The 16825-nt window shown below is 30.0% G+C and carries 14 protein-coding genes and 1 riboswitch; all 14 genes read left to right on the top strand.

What is annotated here, in order from left to right; translation table 11 throughout:
• Positions 1-7 precede the first annotated feature (7 nt).
• The 14 genes from pnpS to ACWW38_RS00925 all read left to right on the top strand — a co-directional run bounded on the left by pnpS (position 8) and on the right by ACWW38_RS00925 (position 16818).
• Positions 8-1705: a two-component system histidine kinase PnpS gene (pnpS, locus tag ACWW38_RS00990; protein ID WP_456260385.1), complete on the top strand. Its 1698-nt coding sequence runs from the start codon at positions 8-10 to the stop codon at positions 1703-1705.
• Between the two features lie 246 nt (positions 1706-1951).
• Positions 1952-2857 carry a phosphate ABC transporter substrate-binding protein gene (locus tag ACWW38_RS00985; RefSeq protein WP_456258971.1) on the top strand — a complete coding sequence of 302 codons (906 nt, stop codon included), beginning with the start codon at positions 1952-1954 and terminating at the stop codon, positions 2855-2857.
• 86 nt (positions 2858-2943) lie between these two features.
• Positions 2944-3834, top strand: a complete 891-nt coding sequence (pstC, locus tag ACWW38_RS00980) for a phosphate ABC transporter permease subunit PstC (RefSeq protein WP_456258970.1) — start codon at positions 2944-2946, stop codon at positions 3832-3834.
• A complete protein-coding gene (gene pstA, locus ACWW38_RS00975) occupies positions 3834-4700 on the top strand; it encodes a phosphate ABC transporter permease PstA (RefSeq protein ID WP_456258969.1) in 867 nt (288 codons plus the stop codon). The genes pstC and pstA overlap by 1 nt, the downstream gene beginning before the upstream one ends.
• 12 nt (positions 4701-4712) lie before the next feature.
• The gene (pstB, locus tag ACWW38_RS00970; RefSeq protein ID WP_456258968.1) at positions 4713-5465 is read left to right on the top strand and encodes a phosphate ABC transporter ATP-binding protein PstB; all 753 of its coding nucleotides are present in this window, start codon (positions 4713-4715) and stop codon (positions 5463-5465) included.
• 47 nt (positions 5466-5512) lie between these two features.
• Positions 5513-6172 (top strand): phosphate signaling complex protein PhoU, encoded by a 660-nt coding sequence (phoU, locus tag ACWW38_RS00965; RefSeq protein WP_456258967.1) that lies wholly within the window; start codon positions 5513-5515, stop codon positions 6170-6172.
• A gap of 172 nt (positions 6173-6344) precedes the next feature.
• Positions 6345-7685 (top strand): DUF512 domain-containing protein, encoded by a 1341-nt coding sequence (locus ACWW38_RS00960; RefSeq protein WP_456258966.1) that lies wholly within the window; start codon positions 6345-6347, stop codon positions 7683-7685.
• A 3-nt stretch (positions 7686-7688) separates the two neighbouring features.
• Positions 7689-9005, top strand: coding sequence for a ribosome biogenesis GTPase Der (gene der, locus ACWW38_RS00955; RefSeq protein WP_456258965.1), 1317 nt, complete (start codon positions 7689-7691; stop codon positions 9003-9005).
• A 56-nt stretch (positions 9006-9061) separates the two neighbouring features.
• Positions 9062-10000, top strand: coding sequence for an NAD(P)H-dependent glycerol-3-phosphate dehydrogenase (locus ACWW38_RS00950; RefSeq protein WP_456260384.1), 939 nt, complete (start codon positions 9062-9064; stop codon positions 9998-10000).
• Between the two features lie 128 nt (positions 10001-10128).
• Entirely contained in the window at positions 10129-11607 is a 1479-nt protein-coding gene (gene spoIVA, locus ACWW38_RS00945; RefSeq protein ID WP_456258964.1) for a stage IV sporulation protein A, read from the top strand.
• Between the two features lie 198 nt (positions 11608-11805).
• Complete coding sequence (locus ACWW38_RS00940; protein ID WP_456258963.1) at positions 11806-12789, top strand: asparaginase; 984 nt, start codon at positions 11806-11808, stop codon at positions 12787-12789.
• A gap of 88 nt (positions 12790-12877) precedes the next feature.
• Positions 12878-12977: riboswitch (purine riboswitch) on the top strand.
• Between the two features lie 71 nt (positions 12978-13048).
• Positions 13049-14407, top strand: a complete 1359-nt coding sequence (locus tag ACWW38_RS00935; RefSeq protein ID WP_456258962.1) for an NCS2 family permease — start codon at positions 13049-13051, stop codon at positions 14405-14407.
• A 247-nt stretch (positions 14408-14654) separates the two neighbouring features.
• A complete protein-coding gene (locus tag ACWW38_RS00930) occupies positions 14655-15806 on the top strand; it encodes an aminotransferase class I/II-fold pyridoxal phosphate-dependent enzyme (RefSeq protein WP_456258961.1) in 1152 nt (383 codons plus the stop codon).
• A gap of 130 nt (positions 15807-15936) precedes the next feature.
• Entirely contained in the window at positions 15937-16818 is an 882-nt protein-coding gene (locus tag ACWW38_RS00925; RefSeq protein ID WP_456258960.1) for a YicC/YloC family endoribonuclease, read from the top strand.
• Positions 16819-16825 lie beyond the last annotated feature (7 nt).

Raw genomic sequence — 16825 nt, 5'->3', positions numbered from 1 at the left:
TATGAATATGAAAAAGAAGCTAATGTTTTCGATTTTAAGTACAATAATTTTAAGTTTAGCTCTAGTAACTGCACTATATATGACTATAGTTAATTACCAGCATGAAGAAAGTACAAAAAAAATGCTTAAAGAAAATAATGAATTGGCGATAAAATTATTAACTGGTAATATTATTTCTAATACTGATTTATACTTTAAAAGTTTCAATAAATCTAATTTTAGAGTAACCTTAATAGATAAAAATGGCTTTGTAATAAAGGATTCTGACGCAATGCCTAATGGTATGGATAATCATAATGATAGAAAAGAGATAATTGAAGCAAGGAAATATGGTAATGGTTATAGCACAAGGTACAGTAGTTCGCTTAAAAAAACAATGGTATATTATGCTACAAAATTTAATGACGGATATATAGTAAGAAGCTCTATGCCTATGGAAGTTGTTACTGGGTTTGAAGGTAAATACCTAAATTATTATTTAGTAGTTTTAATTATGGTTTTTTTTATCTCAGTTTTCTTTTCATCAAAATTATCCTATGTAATAGTAAAACCTATTAAAGATTTGGAGTTTATAACTTCACGAATTGCAAAGGGTGAATTAGATAGAAGAGTTATTATTAATTCTCAAGATGAGATAGGGCAGTTAGCAAAGACCTTTAATCATATGGCTGATAGGTTACAGTATACTTTAAAAGATTCTATAGAGAAACAAAATAAATTAGAAGCAATACTTAAAAGTATGGATAGTGGAGTTATTGCTGTAGATAAAAAATATAGAGTAATTATGATAAACCCATATGCTCAAAAGATATTTGGAATTAAAAAAGATATAATTGGGCAAAACTTAATGGATTCTATTAGAGATTATGAATTAGAGGAAATATTTAAGAACAACGAAGAAAACAAAGAGATAAATATACTTTGGCCAGAGAGAAGATCTCTAAAGGTAAAAACAGCTGATGTTATAAGCGATAGTGAACATATAGGAACAGTGGCTGTGGTTCAAGATATTACTGATATAAGAAAACTAGAAAACATGAGAAGTCAGTTTGTTGCTAATGTATCTCATGAGTTAAAGACCCCTTTAACTTCTATAAAGGGATTTGCCGAAACACTAAGATATGTTGACGATCAGGAGACTAGAGATAAATTTTTATCCATAATCGATGATGAAACAGACAGGTTAACAAGGCTGATTAGTGATATTTTAATTTTATCAGATATTGAGCAGCATAAAGATTTCAAGATTAACGAACCAATAGATGTTGCCTCCTCCATTGAGGATGTATATAACCTTATGAAAAATACAGCAGATAAAAAGAATATTAAACTTCAGAAATTAACTTATAAAACCTCTATAATACACGGTGATAAAGATAAGTTTAAACAGATGTTAATTAACCTTATTGATAATGCAATAAAGTATTCTGAAGAAGGTGACTCTGTATATATAGGTACTAAAGTAGAAGATTCTGAATGCATTATTTGGGTTGAAGATACTGGAGTAGGTATACCAAAAGAACATATACCAAGATTATTTGAAAGATTTTATAGAGTGGATAAAGCTAGGTCTAGAGCAAGAGGTGGTACAGGATTAGGTCTTGCTATAGTAAAACATATAGTATTGAGCTTCAAGGGAAGTATACTTGTAGAAAGTGAAATAGGTAAAGGAACAAAATTCATAGTTAAAATTCCGTTAAAATAGATAGTCTTATAACTATCTATTTTTTTTATATAACTATTAGGCTTTAGATTTATATAAACTAGCTTTGTATTATTGAGGAATATGCACATACTAATTTGTATAATAGGAAAAAATAATAGAGAAATATTATACTAATGTTAATTTTAATTAACATTAGTATAATATTAGATTAACTTTGCTACTGTAATATATAAATTGTAGTAGTTAAAGAAAATAAGGTTAAAAACTTGAATGGAGGGTTTTTAAATGAGAAAAAAATCATTAAAAATGATAGTTGCAGCTTTAGTAATTACACTTGCTGGGGGGATTTTTGCTGGATGTGGCAATAAAACCGATAAAAATGATGGATCATCAAAAGATGCAAAAACTGATACAGTAAGTGGATCTATAACAGCTGCAGGATCAACAGCACTTGAGCCATTGGCAAAGGCTGCTGCAAATAAGTTTATGGAAAAAAACACTAAGGCTCAAATAAATATACAAGGTGGAGGTAGTGGAACTGGACTTTCACAAGTGGCTTCTGGTGCAGTTCAAATTGGTAATTCAGATGTACTAGCAGAAGACAAAATAAAAGATAAAAAAGTTTTAGATGAATTAAAAGACTATAAAGTATGTGGAATAGGTTTTGCTATGGTAGTAAGCAAAGACGTAAAAGTAGACTCATTAACAAAACAACAAATTCAAGATATATTTACAGGAAAAATAACTAACTGGAAGCAAGTTGGAGGAGACGACCTTAAGATAGAAGTTATAAACAGAGGAAAATCATCAGGTACAAGAGCGACATTTATTAGTACTATAATGGACGGAAAAAACGAGGCAGATGGTTTAGGAACAACTCAAGATTCAAGTGGAGCAGTTCAAAAATCAATTGAGGCAACAAAAGGATCTATATCTTACTTAGCTTTATCATATTTTGTAAAGGAAGAAGCAAAACAAGGAATGAAATTGTTAAAAATTAATGAAGTTGAGCCTAAGTATGAAAATATATCTACAGGCAAATATCCTTTCTGGTCTTATGAACATATGTATACAAAAGGAGAACCTACTGGCCTAACAAAGGCATTTATAGATTATATGGTTTCTGATGAAGTTAAACCAATAATCAAGAGTCAAGGATATATATCAATTGATGAATTAAAAGCAAAATAGATATCCAAAGGGTAGCTAAGGCTGGTTGTATACATACACAACTGGTCTTAGTTTGTTTAAAAAATCTAAGGGTTGGAGTAGGTAATATGGATAAAAAAAATAGATTACAGAAAATAAAAAATGAATATATAGGAAGAACATTTTCAATGATTTGTGGTTATTTGATTGTAATTTTAACTTTAGCTATAATTGGTTTTGTTGCTTCTAAAGGAATATCTGTTTTTACAAAGGATGGTTATTCATTAACAAAATTTTTATTTAGCACAGAATGGAAACCAGATGCTGAGGTTCCTCAGTTTGGATCTCTTATATTTTTAATGGGATCAACCTTAGTTTCTATTGGGGCTGTTATTATTAGTGCACCTATAAGCATAGCATTAGCAGTTTTTATGAATTTAATATCTCCTAAATTAGGAGGTAAAGTCCTACAACCGGCTATGGAATTATTTGTAGGTATACCTTCAGTAGTATATGGGTGGATAGGAATAACAGTTTTAATTCCAGCATTAAAAGGGGTTTTTGGTGGCGTTGGATTTAGCTTAATAGCAGGTATTCTTGTGTTGAGTATAATGATACTGCCAACAATTACAAGTATTGCATCTGATGCTATAAAAACTATACCGCGACAGTATGTTGAGGCTTCATATGGATTAGGAGCTACTAGATGGCAGACTATAATTAAAGTTATAATTCCATCTGCTAAAACTGGAATTTTAACAGGAATTGTCTTAGGAATAGCAAGAGCTTTCGGAGAAGCATTAGCAGTTCAAATGGTTATAGGAAATTCAATAAAGATACCTAAAGGATTTTATGATACTACATCTACCCTAACGAGTGTTATAACAATGGATATGGCTAATACTATATTTGGAACAGCATGGAATAATGCTTTATGGGCTTTATCATTTTTACTTTTAATAGTTTCATTTATCTTTATATTAATTATAAGAGCTATTGGAAAAAGAGGTGAGGAATAATGAATGCCAAACAAAAAGATAAGTTAGCAACCATAATACTTTATATAATTTCTGCATTTGTAGTAGTGCTTCTAGTAAGTTTAATTGGATATATACTTTATCATGGAAGGCATTGGTTAGATCCTAACTTCTTATTTGGAAAACCTAGCAATGAAGCTGGTGGAGGAATAGGACTACATTTATTTAACTCCTTTTACATGCTTGTGATATCATTAATTATAACTGTTCCAATCGGAGTAGGTGCAGGTATATATTTAGCTGAATATGCGAAAGAAGGTAAAATTCTAAATATTATACGTTTATGTATTGAAACTATGGCATCACTTCCTTCTATAGTTGTAGGACTTTTTGGCCTCTTAGTATTCGTAAACTTAACAGGTTGGGGATATTCAATAATTGCAGGAGCTTTGGCTATAACTATTTTAAACCTTCCAGCAATGACAAGAGTAAGTGAAAGTGCTATAATTACAGCATCAAAAAAAGTAAAAGAAGCTAGTTTGGGATTAGGCGCAACACAGTGGCAAACTATTAGAAAGGTTATTTTGCCTTCAGCGATTCCACAAATTCTTACTGGAATAATTTTAGCTGCAGGAAGGATATTTGGAGAAGCTGCGGCGTTATTATATACAGCAGGTATGAGTGCACCAAATGTACAAATTACCGATGGTTCCGCATTTAACATATTTAGACCTGCAGAAACTTTAGCTGTTTATATATGGCAGTTAAATTCAGAAGGAGTTGTTCCAGATGCTAGTAAGATAGCCAATGGAGCATCGGCAGTTTTAATTATAATGGTACTTCTGTTTAACGTTATAGCAAGATTGATAGGTAAAAAGATATACGAAAAATATGCAGGAACTAAATAAGGGGGAAAACATATGAACATAATTCAAGTAAAAAATTTAAACTTATTTTATGGGAATAAGCAAGCTTTAAATGATGTAAATTTAGAGATACAAAAAAATGCAGTAACTGCATTTATAGGACCATCAGGTTGTGGGAAATCTACTTTTCTAAGATGTTTAAATAGAATGAATGATTTAATAGAATCTGTAAAAATAGATGGCGAAATTATTTATGAAGGCAATAATATATTAAATGAAAATTATGATGTGATTGAACTTAGAAAAAAAGTGGGAATGGTTTTTCAAAGTCCTAATCCATTTCCAATGAGTATATATGACAATATAGCTTATGGACCTAGAATACATGGTATAAAAAGTAAAAGCAAATTAGATGATATAGTAGAAAAAAGCTTAAAAGGAGCAGTGCTTTGGGATGAAGTAAAAGATAGACTTAAAAAAAGTGCTTTAGGTCTTTCAGGTGGTCAACAACAAAGACTTTGCATAGCTAGAACACTTGCAGTAGAGCCAGAAGTTATTTTAATGGATGAACCAACATCTGCATTAGATCCTATATCCACATTGAAGATTGAAGAACTTATGGATGAGCTAAAAAGGGATTATACTGTCGTAATTGTTACTCATAATATGCAACAGGCAGGAAGAATATCTGACAATACAGCATTCTTCTATAATGGGATAATAGTGGAAGCCGGGAAAACCGAGGATATTTTCTATAAGCCTAAAGATAAAAGGACTGAAGATTATATTACTGGAAGATTCGGTTGATAATATTAATAAAAGTTAAAAGCTTAAAAATATGATGAGGTGAAGATATGGCTGCAAGAAAAGTATTTGAGATGGAACTTAATGAATTACACAATGATCTGCTAAGAATGGGAAGCGTAGTTGAAAAACAAATCCACTTATGTATTAAGTCATTAGCAGAGCAAAATGTAGAATTAGCAGAGGAAGTAATTAAAAACGATGATATAGTAGATGACTTAATGAGAGAAATAGAAACTAAAAGTATAAAGTTAATTGCTATGCAGCAACCAATAGCTACTGATTTAAGATTTATATTTACATGTATTAACATAGTGACAGATCTTGAGAGAATGGCTGACCATGCTGTGGATATTGCTAAAGTTACAAGGCGATTAAAAGATCAAGTATATATAAAACAATTAGTAGATATTCCTAAAATGGGGGATATAGTTAGCGGCATGATAAAAGATGCTCTAGATGCTTATGTGGAAAGAGACTTAGACAGAGCATATGAAATATCAAAACGAGATGATATAATTGATAAATTATACAAAGAAGTCTTTAGTGAAATGTTATCTATAATGACTAGAGATAGTAGTAAGATTGAACAAGCAACACAATTTTTGTTTGTGTGTAAGTTTTTAGAGAGAATAGCTGATCATGTAACAAATATATGTGAATGGACTATATATATTGTTACAGGTGATCAGATAGATTTAAATGAATAAATAGAAATATATGCAGAAAATTTAATTTTCAAAGCAGCCAAATTTGGCTGCTTTTATTTACTGTTAATTAGTTATGGCAAGCAATTAGCTTGTCAAATCTTGACGTAACAATCCTGTTAATGATAAGATAATCTAATGAACTAGCATATGGAAAATATTTATGGAGGTAGAAATGCTTAATGAAATTTCAAAAGTATTACCAGGGAGCATTGCAGAAGAAGTAGGAATTGAGATTGGAGATAAGCTAATTAGCATTAATGGTTCTCAGGTAAAAGATATTATAGATTATAAATTTTTGATAGTAGATGAGTATGTAGTTTTAGAAGTTGAAAAGTTAGAAAATGAGATATGGGAAATAGAAATAGAAAAAGAATATGGTGAGGATATTGGAATTGAATTTAGGGACCCTATGATGGATAGACCTATGAGTTGCCATAATAAGTGTATATTTTGTTTTATTGACCAACTCCCAAGTGGGATGAGGAATACTCTATATTTTAAAGATGATGATTCTAGGTTATCATTTTTACAGGGGAATTTCATTACCATGACTAATATGAGTGATGATGACATAGACAGAATAATAAAGTATAGAATTAGCCCTATTAACGTATCAGTTCATACTACTAATCCTGAACTTAGATGTAAAATGATGAATAATAGATTTGCAGGAAATATTTATGATAGATTAAAAAAGCTAGCTGACGCAGAGATTAATATAAATTGTCAGATTGTAGTTTGTCCTGGATACAATGATGGAGAAGAGCTTACAAAAACTGCAGAAGATTTGTATAAACTATATCCATATGTTAATAATGTTGCTGCTGTTCCATTAGGTATTACTAAATTTAGAGATAAAAATAGTCTTGCAAAACTAAAGCTTTTTGATAAAGAAAGTGCTTTTTCTGAAATAGATAGAATTCATAGTTTACAAGAAAGATATATGAAAGAGATAGGACAGCCTTTTATAAGATTATCTGATGAATTTTACCTATTAGCTGGGAAAGGTATTCCTGAAAGCGATTTTTATAATGAATTTGAGCAACTAGAGGATGGAGTAGGAGTTGTAAGGTTATTTAGAGAAAATATAAAAGATAATCTTGACAATTTAAAAATGAATGTAAAAGGTAGATTTACAATTGTTACAGGTGCATTAGCTTATGATGAAATATTAAGTGCGGCTAAGATTATAATGAATAAAAATAATAACATAACAATTGATGTAAAAAAGATAATAAATAATTTCTTTGGAGACACTATTACAGTAGCAGGGCTTTTAACAGGGACAGATATATTGGATCAATTATCTAGGGATAATATCCAAGAGTATATTATAATGTCAGATAATATGTTTAAAAAAGGGTATGAATTAGGGGAACATAGTGAGTTAATTATGCTTGATGATGTTACAGTAGGTGATCTTGAGGAGAAATTAAATAGAAAAATTTTAATTTGTGATTATAGTGGGGAAGATTTAATTGACACTATAAATAAATATAGCAGGGAGGAATAATAAATGGCTAAACCGTTGGTTGCAATAGTTGGAAGACCTAATGTGGGTAAGTCCACTTTATTTAATAAGCTAGCTGGTAAAAGAATAGCGATTGTAGATGACAAACCAGGTGTTACTAGAGATAGAATATATGCGGAGGCTGAGTGGTTAGATAATAAATTTACTATAATTGATACGGGTGGTATAGAGCCAGAAAGTGAAGATATTATTGTGTCTCAGATGAGAAGGCAAGCTCAGATTGCCATTGATATGGCAGACGTTGTAGTTTTTGTGGTTGATGGTAAGCAGGGATTAAATGATGCAGATAATGAAGTAGCTCAGATGCTAAGAAAAGCACAAAAGTCTGTGGTATTAGTAGTGAATAAAATAGACAACAGAAATTATGATGATAATATTTATGAATTTTATAATTTAGGAATTGGTGAACCTATATCTATATCAGCATCACAAGGTCTAGGTCTTGGAGATATGTTAGATGAAATTGTTTCAAAGTTTCCAAAAGAGGAATATGATGGGGAAGAAGAGGAATATATTAAAATAGCTATTGTTGGAAGACCAAATGTAGGAAAGTCTTCACTTATAAATAAAATTTTAGGAGAAGAAAAACATATAGTAAGCAATATACCAGGAACTACAAGAGATGCTGTAGACAGTTATCTAGAAAATGAACTTGGAAAATTTGCTTTAATAGATACAGCTGGATTAAGGAGAAAAAGCAAAATTAAAGAACAAATTGAAAGATATAGTGCAATAAGAACATTAGCAGCTATAGAGAATGCGGATGTATGTATTTTAATGGTAGATGCAGAGCAAGGAGTAGCGGAGCAAGATGAAAAAATTATAGGATATGCACATGAAATTAATAAAGCTATAATGGTTATAGTAAATAAGTGGGACTTAATCGAAAAAGACGATAAAACTATGAACGTATACAAAAACAATTTAAGTCAAAACTTAACATTTTTATCATATGCCCCATTTTTATTTATATCAGCAAAGACAGGCCAAAGAGTACATAAAGTATTGGGTATGGCAAAAGAATGTTACGAAAACTATTCAAAACGAATAAAAACAGGTGTGCTAAACGATGTAATAAGTAAGGCAGTTATGATGCAAGAACCTCCAGTAGTAGGTGGGAATAGATTAAAAATCTATTATGTAACACAAGTAGGAATAAAGCCGCCTACATTTGTATTTTTCGTTAATAATCCGCAGTTATTACATTTTTCATACCAAAGGTATCTAGAAAATCAATTAAGAGAAAACTTTGATTTTAGTGGAACAGGTATTAAAACAGAATTTAGAGAAAGGAAGGAATAGAATTGGCTAATGTTACTTTTTTAGGTGGAGGAAGCTTTGGTACAGCATTAAGCATTATGTTAGCTAAAAAAGGATATAACATTAATATATGGGCAAGAGATCAAAGAGTAGTTGATGATATTAATATAAAAAGAGAAAATATAAAATATTTGCCTAATATAGTTATTCCTTCTAATGTTACTGCTTTTTCTGAATTAGATAAAGCTATAAGTGACAGTGAAATTGTTGTTCTATCAGTTCCTTCTCATGCAGTAAGAGAAATGAGTAAGAAGGTTAAAAGCTTTATAAATGATAATACAATTATAGTAAATATATCTAAAGGTATAGAGGAAAATTCTTTTAAAAGACTTTCTCAGGTTATTGAAGAAGAAATTCCTAAAAATCCGATTGTAGTTTTATCAGGCCCAAGTCATGCAGAAGAAGTAGCGTTAGATATACCAACCACTGTTGTGGTAACATCTAAAAAAATGGAGTATGCTAAAAAAATACAAGATCTATTTATGACTAGTAAATTTAGGGTGTACACTAATGATGACATAATAGGAATAGAAATAGGAGGAGCTGTAAAAAACATAATAGCTTTAGCAGCTGGAATCTCAGATGGCATAGGATATGGAGATAATACTAAGGCTGCACTTATGACAAGGGGAATGAGTGAAATAATAAGAATAGGGCTACAACTAGGAGCTAAACAGGAAACTTTTTCAGGACTAACTGGTATTGGTGATTTAATCGTAACATGTACTAGTATGCATAGTAGAAATAGAAAAGCGGGTATATTGATAGGAAAAGGTTATAAATTAGAAGAGGCATATAAAGAGATAGGTATGGTAGTTGAAGGAGTTAAGGCTTGCAGAGCTTTTTATAAACTAAAAAACAAATTAGATGTTTCTATGCCTATAACTGATACATTATATAAAGTATTATTTGAGGACATGGATCCCAAATACGGAGTTTATGAGTTGATGTCTAGAGATAAAAAGGATGAATTATAATAAAATTAAAGGTAAAAGTCAGTTTATTTCAATTTTTAAACTGACTTTTTATTTTTTTGTAATATTTTTATTATTTATTAAGTATATATGTACTGTTAAAACTAAGTAAGCGGTGGGAGGGTTTATTGTTGGAAAATTTTAACATATATAAAGACATTGCTGATAGAACTCAAGGTGACATATATGTAGGGGTTGTAGGTCCTGTAAGAACTGGAAAGTCTACCTTCATAAAAAGATTTATGGAACTTATGGTTATTCCGAACATAGAAAATACTTATAAAAAGCAAAGGGCACAAGATGAACTTCCTCAAAGTGCATCAGGAAAATCCATTCATACCACAGAACCAAAATTTGTTCCAAATGAGGCTATTGAAATTGAATTAAATGGTGGTACAAAATTTAAAGTGCGTATGGTTGATTGCGTAGGGTATATTGTAAAATCTGCATTAGGTTATGTAGAAGGTGAACAACCTAAAATGGTTACTACACCATGGTATGATTATGAAATACCTTTTGAAGAAGCTGCAGAAATAGGTACTAAAAAAGTTATAAACGAGCACTCTACAATTGGATTACTTGTTACAACAGATGGAAGTATTACTGGATTAGACAGAGAAGATTATGTTGAAGCAGAAGAAAGAGTAGTAAATGAATTAAAAGGAATTAATAAGCCATTTGTAATGATTTTAAATTCGAGAAATGCAAAATCTCCAGAAACAATAGAACTTGGTAAAGAACTTCAGGAAAAATATGATGTTCCTGTTCAAGTTATGGATATAGCTAACATGAAAGAAAGCGATATAACTAATGTATTTGAAAGAGTGTTAAAGGAATTCCCTATAAAAGAAATAAATATTGATATACCTGAATGGATAGAAAAGCTAGAGGTTACTCATTGGTTAAAGGATAATTTTATTTCTTTAATTAAAGATATGTGCAAAAGTGTATTTAAAGTAAGGGATGTCAAAGGATTTATGGATGGACTAGAAGAAATTGATTTCTTACAAAATTCCAAATTAAATGAAATTAATATGGGAGAAGGTACTGCAAGATTAGAATTAAATCCAAAACATGAATTATTTTATAAGGTATTAAGTGAAGTATGCTGTAGAAATATTAGTGGGGAAAATGAATTGTTGAGCATAATTAAAGATTTAAGCAAGGCAAAAATAGAATATGATAAAATATCTGATGCATTAAGAGATGTTCGCGAAAGAGGATATGGACTTGTATCACCTCAATTAAATGAAATGAGACTAGAAGAACCTGAAATAGTAAAACAGGGTACAAGATATGGTGTTAAATTGAAAGCAAGTGCTCCTTCATTGCATCTTATTAGAGCAGATATCCAAACAGAAATTTCTCCTATAATGGGAACAGAAAGAGAAAGTGAAGAGTTAGTAAAATCACTTCTAGAACAGTTTGAAAGTGATCCATCTAAAATTTGGGAAAGCAATATGTTTGGTAAATCACTTGAAGTGCTAGTTAAAGATGGACTACAAAATAAACTATACAAGATGCCAGAAGATGTCCAAGTAAAAATACAAAGAACACTAGAAAAAATAATTAATGAAGGTAATGGAGGACTAATTTGTATAATTTTATAATTAGTTTTGCAAGTAAGCCGATATATAGAATACTATATATTGGCTATTTTTTATAAAAAATTTGAGAAATATTTCCTATGGTAATGCAGAATTTACCGTTTTATTGTAGAATATAATAGTATAATTTTATAAGTAATTTCAAACAAATAAAATGTATTAGATTTAGAAAAGTTAAAAAGAACGCAAGGAGATTTAATTATGCCAAAAGTCGCAGTTGTATTTAATGGTGGTACTATATCAATGAAAGTTGATGAAAGAATAAAAGCAGCTGTTCCCACTCTTAGTGGTGAGGAGGTAATGTCTATGGTCACAGGAATTGAAGGGCATGCTGAAATTGAATGTTTTACTTTTTCAAACTTACCTGGGCCACATATAACTCCAGAAAAAATGATGGAGCTATCCATGTATGTACAAAATATACTATTGAGAGAAGATATAGTAGGAGTTGTAATTACACATGGTACTGATACTCTTGAAGAAACAGCATATTTATTAGATTTAACTATAAATAGTGAAAAACCGGTAATTGTTACGGGTTCTATGAGAAATAGTTCTGAGCTTGGATATGATGGTCCAGCTAATCTGTCAGCATCTATTTGTACTGCAATATCTGACAAAGCTAAAGGAAAAGGTGTAATGGTATGTCTTAATGATGAACTTAACTGTGCCAGTGAAGTTACTAAATCTCATTCCATGAAATTGAATACATTTCAAAGTCCTGAATTCGGACATATTGGAATTGTAGATAATAACGAGGTAATATTTCATAGAAATATATTAAATAAAATTCATATAGACACAGATAGAATTGATACTAGGGTGGAACTTATAAAATGCGCTTCAGGTATGGATTCTAAAATTATAGATTTTTACTTAGAAAATGGTGTTAAAGGAATAGTGATTGAGGCACTTGGAAGGGGAAATGTTCCTCCTAAAATGGTTGATGGTATAAAAAAAGCTATATTAATGGGGGTTATAGTAGTTGTAGTATCTAGATGTTATTGTGGAAGAGTGCTAGATACCTATGGTTATCCAGGTGGAGGAAAAGAATTAAGAAATATAGGTGTAATATTTGGAGATGCACTTCCAGGACAGAAGGCTAGAATAAAGTTAATGCTAGCATTAGGTAAAACTAATAACATTAATGAAATTAAAAAGATTTTTGAAATGTTGCCAAACTAATCACGAACTATAATATATATTTCAAACAATATATTTCGTAACGGGTTGACATATAAAAAAAAGCATGATATTATTATTTTGAAAAAAGAAATTAATAGCCACTTTTACTCATATAAACCTAGAAATAAGGTCTAGGTGTCTCTACCAAATACCGTAAATATTTGACTATGAGTGATCTGGGAGTATGTATAATTAATAAACCACTCTAGATTACTCATGTCTAGGTGGTTTATTTTTATTTTACATGGAGGGTTACAAAATGGAAAATTTCTTTCAGTTAAAACAAAATGGTACTGATATTAGAAAGGAAGTTATAGCGGGTATAACTACTTTTTTAGCTATGGCGTATATTATAGCTGTTAATCCTAACATTTTAGGTGTTACAGGTATGCCAAAGGGAGCAGTATTAACTGCAACATGTCTTTCAGCTGGACTAACTACAATTTTGATGGGGTTATATGCGAATTTACCTTTTGCATTAGCTTCAGGTATGGGACTAAATGCATTCTTTGCATTCAGTGTTGTACAAGCTAGAGGTGTGGATTGGAAAGTTGCACTAACAGCAGTATTTATAGAAGGTATTATATTTATAATTTTATCATTGACAAACGTAAGAGAGTTAGTAGTGAATGCAATCCCAACTACTTTAAAATTGGCTGTAACAGCAGGTATAGGACTTTTTATAGCATTTATAGGCTTTGTTAACGCTGGTATAGTAGTAAAAAATGATGCTACATTAGTTGGAATAGGTAATTTTACTACACCGCCAGTTATAATAGCAGTTATTGGAATAATAGTAATAGTTATTCTTTCTAAAAAGAATGTAAAAGGAGCTCTTCTTTGGGGAATAGTTGTAAGTACAATAATAGCTTGGGGTTATGCATTTATTAATCCTAAACTAGCAGCAGAAACATATCATATATATTTACCTAATGGAATATTTAAATTTGAGACACTAAATCCAATTGCATTTAAGTTAGATTTTTCATATATTACTGATGCTACAAAAGTATGGTCTTTTATAACCATAGTATTGACATTCTTATTTGTAGATTTCTTTGATACAGTTGGTACTTTAGTTGGTGTTGCTTCAAAAGTAGGTATGATAGATAAAGAAGGTAAAGTTAAAAATGCAGGTAAAGCTCTACTTGTTGATGCAATTGGAACAACATTTGGTGCACTAATAGGAACTTCAACAGTAACAACTTATGTTGAAAGTTCAGCGGGAGTTGCAGAAGGAGGAAGAACAGGCTTAGCATCAATAGTTACAGGTATATTATTTTTAATTGCTATGTTTTTTTCACCATTATTTATAGCCATTCCAGGATGTGCTACAGCACCTGCTCTTATAATAGTTGGATTTTTTATGATGGAAAACGTAGTTAAAATCGATTTTGCTGATTTTACTGAAGGTGTACCAGCATTTTTAACAATAGCATTAATGCCTTTAACTTACAGCATAGGTGATGGCTTAACTCTAGGGGTTCTATCATATGCAGTATTAAATTTCATAAATAATATTTTTACAAAAGATAAAAATAAAAAGAAGAAGGTTTCTATAGTTATATATATACTTGCTATATTATTTATTATTAAACTAATCGCTACTGGAATTTAGTATAATAAAGTGATTTATTTAAAATTACACAGGGTAATGAAAGATATTAAGAGTGCTTAATCTCTAATAAAGTTTTTCAAAAGTTTCTATACACATAATTAGAAAAACTTTATTAGAGCAATTTAGTGCTCTTTAATTTTTTCAGTAATATTATGAGAATATTGTTTAACACACTATAAAGATTAAGTAACATACAACTTTTATTTAGAATAATATAAATTAAAATTATGAACTGGAGGAACTAAGGGTGGAAACTAATAAAAGGCTTTGTAGTGTTAAAGAATATCATTTTAAAACTATAGATGATATAAAGAAAAAATTAATTTCTCAAGGGAAAATAATAACTGATCTTGGAATTGGAGACCCGGATTTAGGACTACATGAAGATATAATTAGTGGTTTAATTAAGGGGTTAGGATATAAAGAATTTAATAAATATCCTCCTTATGACGGTATAGTTGAATTGAAAAAAGGTATTATTGAGTATTATAAGAAAATATATGCTATAGATTTAGAATTAGATGAAGTTCTTATTCTAATAGGTTCAAAAGAAGGAATAAGTAATTTAATACCTGCAATTTGCGATATAGGAGATTATGTTATATCACCTGATCCTAGGTATCCTGTATACGAAATGTGTTCATATTTATGGGGAAATAAGGTTTATAAGGTACGTATTGAAGAAAAAAATAATTATCTTGTTGATCTTAGAAAAATACCAGATGGTATTAGAGAAAAAGCTAAACTAATGATAATAAATTATCCTAATAACCCAACTGGTGCTGTAGCTGATAAAGATTTTTATAAAGAAATTATTAATTATTGCTCAAATAATGAAATTTCTTTATGCAATGATGGAGCTTACAATGAAATTATAAAAGAAGATGAAGAACCAATAAGTATATTACAATTAGGTAGAAATAAAAAAGTAATTGAGTTTGGATCTTTTTCAAAGACATATAATATGACTGGATTTAGAATTGGATATGCTGTAGGCAATAGAGAGATAATTAAAGCCCTTTTAAAAGTGAAAAGCAATATAGATTCTAGTCAATTCAAGCCAATACAATACGCCGCATTAAGTGCATTAAAACTTGATAGAAGTTATATATATGGAATTAGAAAAATATATGACGAAAGAAGAGAAACAGTAAAAAAAGTTTTAAATGAAAAAGGAATAAAGTATTTTGAAGAAAGCCGAGCTTTTTATCTTTGGTGCAATGTACCTAATGGGTATAAAACAGATGATTTTTGCCAAGAACTATTATCAGAGTATGGAATAATTATAACTCCAGGATACAGTTTTGGGGAATTAGGACATGGTTACTTTAGAATTGCTCTTACTCAAGACAAAAAAATTATGCATGATGCACTAAATAAGTTAAAGGTATACAATTAGTGTATTTCATTATAATAAAAAATATGATATTATAGTAAATATGTTATTTTACCTAAATTAACTTGAAATTTTAATATCCATTTATGTATAATTAATATAATCTAGATTGAATTGCGGAAGGATGATAAAAATGGTAAAGAGCATGACAGGCTTTGGCAGAGCCATGACTAAGGAAGGAAGCAGTCATAGTTTTACTATTGAGGCCAAGAGTGTGAATCATAGATATTTAGATTTAAACATTAAAATGCCAAGGAATTTATTGTCTTTAGAGAATAAAATTCGAGAAATAATTAAGGAAAAAATTAATAGGGGGAAAGTAGACGTATTTATAACACAAAATACTTATGGAAAAGAAGATATAGAAGTAAATTTTAATGAAGCCTTAGGAGATAGTTATATAAAGGCATTAGAAAATATTAGAGATAGATATAATATTAATGATGATATTTGTGTATCTCTTATAGCGAAATTTCCAGAGGTAATTAGCTTAGAGAAAAAAGAGGAAGACATAGAAGAAATTTTTCAATATCTATATATGCCGTTAGTTGATGCTATAGACTCACTTGTTTCTATGAGAGAAACAGAAGGAATAAAGTTAACTGAAGATATTACTTCAAAATGTGATACTATTAAAGATCTGGTTGATGTTATTGAAAAGAGGTCTCCATTAGTAGTCAAAGAGTACAAAAATAAGTTAAATAACAGACTAAAAGAACTTATTGAAAATTCTAGTATAGATGAAACAAGAGTTGCAGCTGAAGTAGCTATATTCGCTGATAAAGCGGCTATAGATGAAGAAATTGTAAGACTCAATAGCCATATTATTCAAATGAAGGAAACTTTGAAAAAAAATGAGCCTGTTGGCAGAAAATTAGACTTTATTATTCAAGAAATGAATAGAGAAGCTAATACAATATCTTCTAAAGCAAATGATTTAGAAATTGTAAACCTAACTATAGACATAAAAAATTATATAGAAAAAATTAGAGAGCAAATACAAAATATAGAGTAAAATTGGG

This window comes from Clostridium sp. JNZ J1-5 (assembly GCF_053901425.1).
The sequence above is the reverse complement of the archived record's forward strand: the minus strand, read 5'-3'. Positions and strand labels throughout refer to the sequence as shown.

What these genes read in the sequence shown, in the direction of transcription:
- pnpS (WP_456260385.1), top strand. Translation starts at nt 8, where the DNA reads ATGAAAAAGAAGCTAATGTTTTCGATTTTAAGTACAATAATTTTAAGT.
- ACWW38_RS00985 (WP_456258971.1), top strand. Translation starts at nt 1,952, where the DNA reads ATGAGAAAAAAATCATTAAAAATGATAGTTGCAGCTTTAGTAATTACA.
- pstC (WP_456258970.1), top strand. Translation starts at nt 2,944, where the DNA reads ATGGATAAAAAAAATAGATTACAGAAAATAAAAAATGAATATATAGGA.
- pstA (WP_456258969.1), top strand. Translation starts at nt 3,834, where the DNA reads ATGAATGCCAAACAAAAAGATAAGTTAGCAACCATAATACTTTATATA.
- pstB (WP_456258968.1), top strand. Translation starts at nt 4,713, where the DNA reads ATGAACATAATTCAAGTAAAAAATTTAAACTTATTTTATGGGAATAAG.
- phoU (WP_456258967.1), top strand. Translation starts at nt 5,513, where the DNA reads ATGGCTGCAAGAAAAGTATTTGAGATGGAACTTAATGAATTACACAAT.
- ACWW38_RS00960 (WP_456258966.1), top strand. Translation starts at nt 6,345, where the DNA reads ATGCTTAATGAAATTTCAAAAGTATTACCAGGGAGCATTGCAGAAGAA.
- der (WP_456258965.1), top strand. Translation starts at nt 7,689, where the DNA reads ATGGCTAAACCGTTGGTTGCAATAGTTGGAAGACCTAATGTGGGTAAG.
- ACWW38_RS00950 (WP_456260384.1), top strand. Translation starts at nt 9,062, where the DNA reads ATGTTAGCTAAAAAAGGATATAACATTAATATATGGGCAAGAGATCAA.
- ACWW38_RS00940 (WP_456258963.1), top strand. Translation starts at nt 11,806, where the DNA reads ATGCCAAAAGTCGCAGTTGTATTTAATGGTGGTACTATATCAATGAAA.
- ACWW38_RS00935 (WP_456258962.1), top strand. Translation starts at nt 13,049, where the DNA reads ATGGAAAATTTCTTTCAGTTAAAACAAAATGGTACTGATATTAGAAAG.
- ACWW38_RS00925 (WP_456258960.1), top strand. Translation starts at nt 15,937, where the DNA reads ATGGTAAAGAGCATGACAGGCTTTGGCAGAGCCATGACTAAGGAAGGA.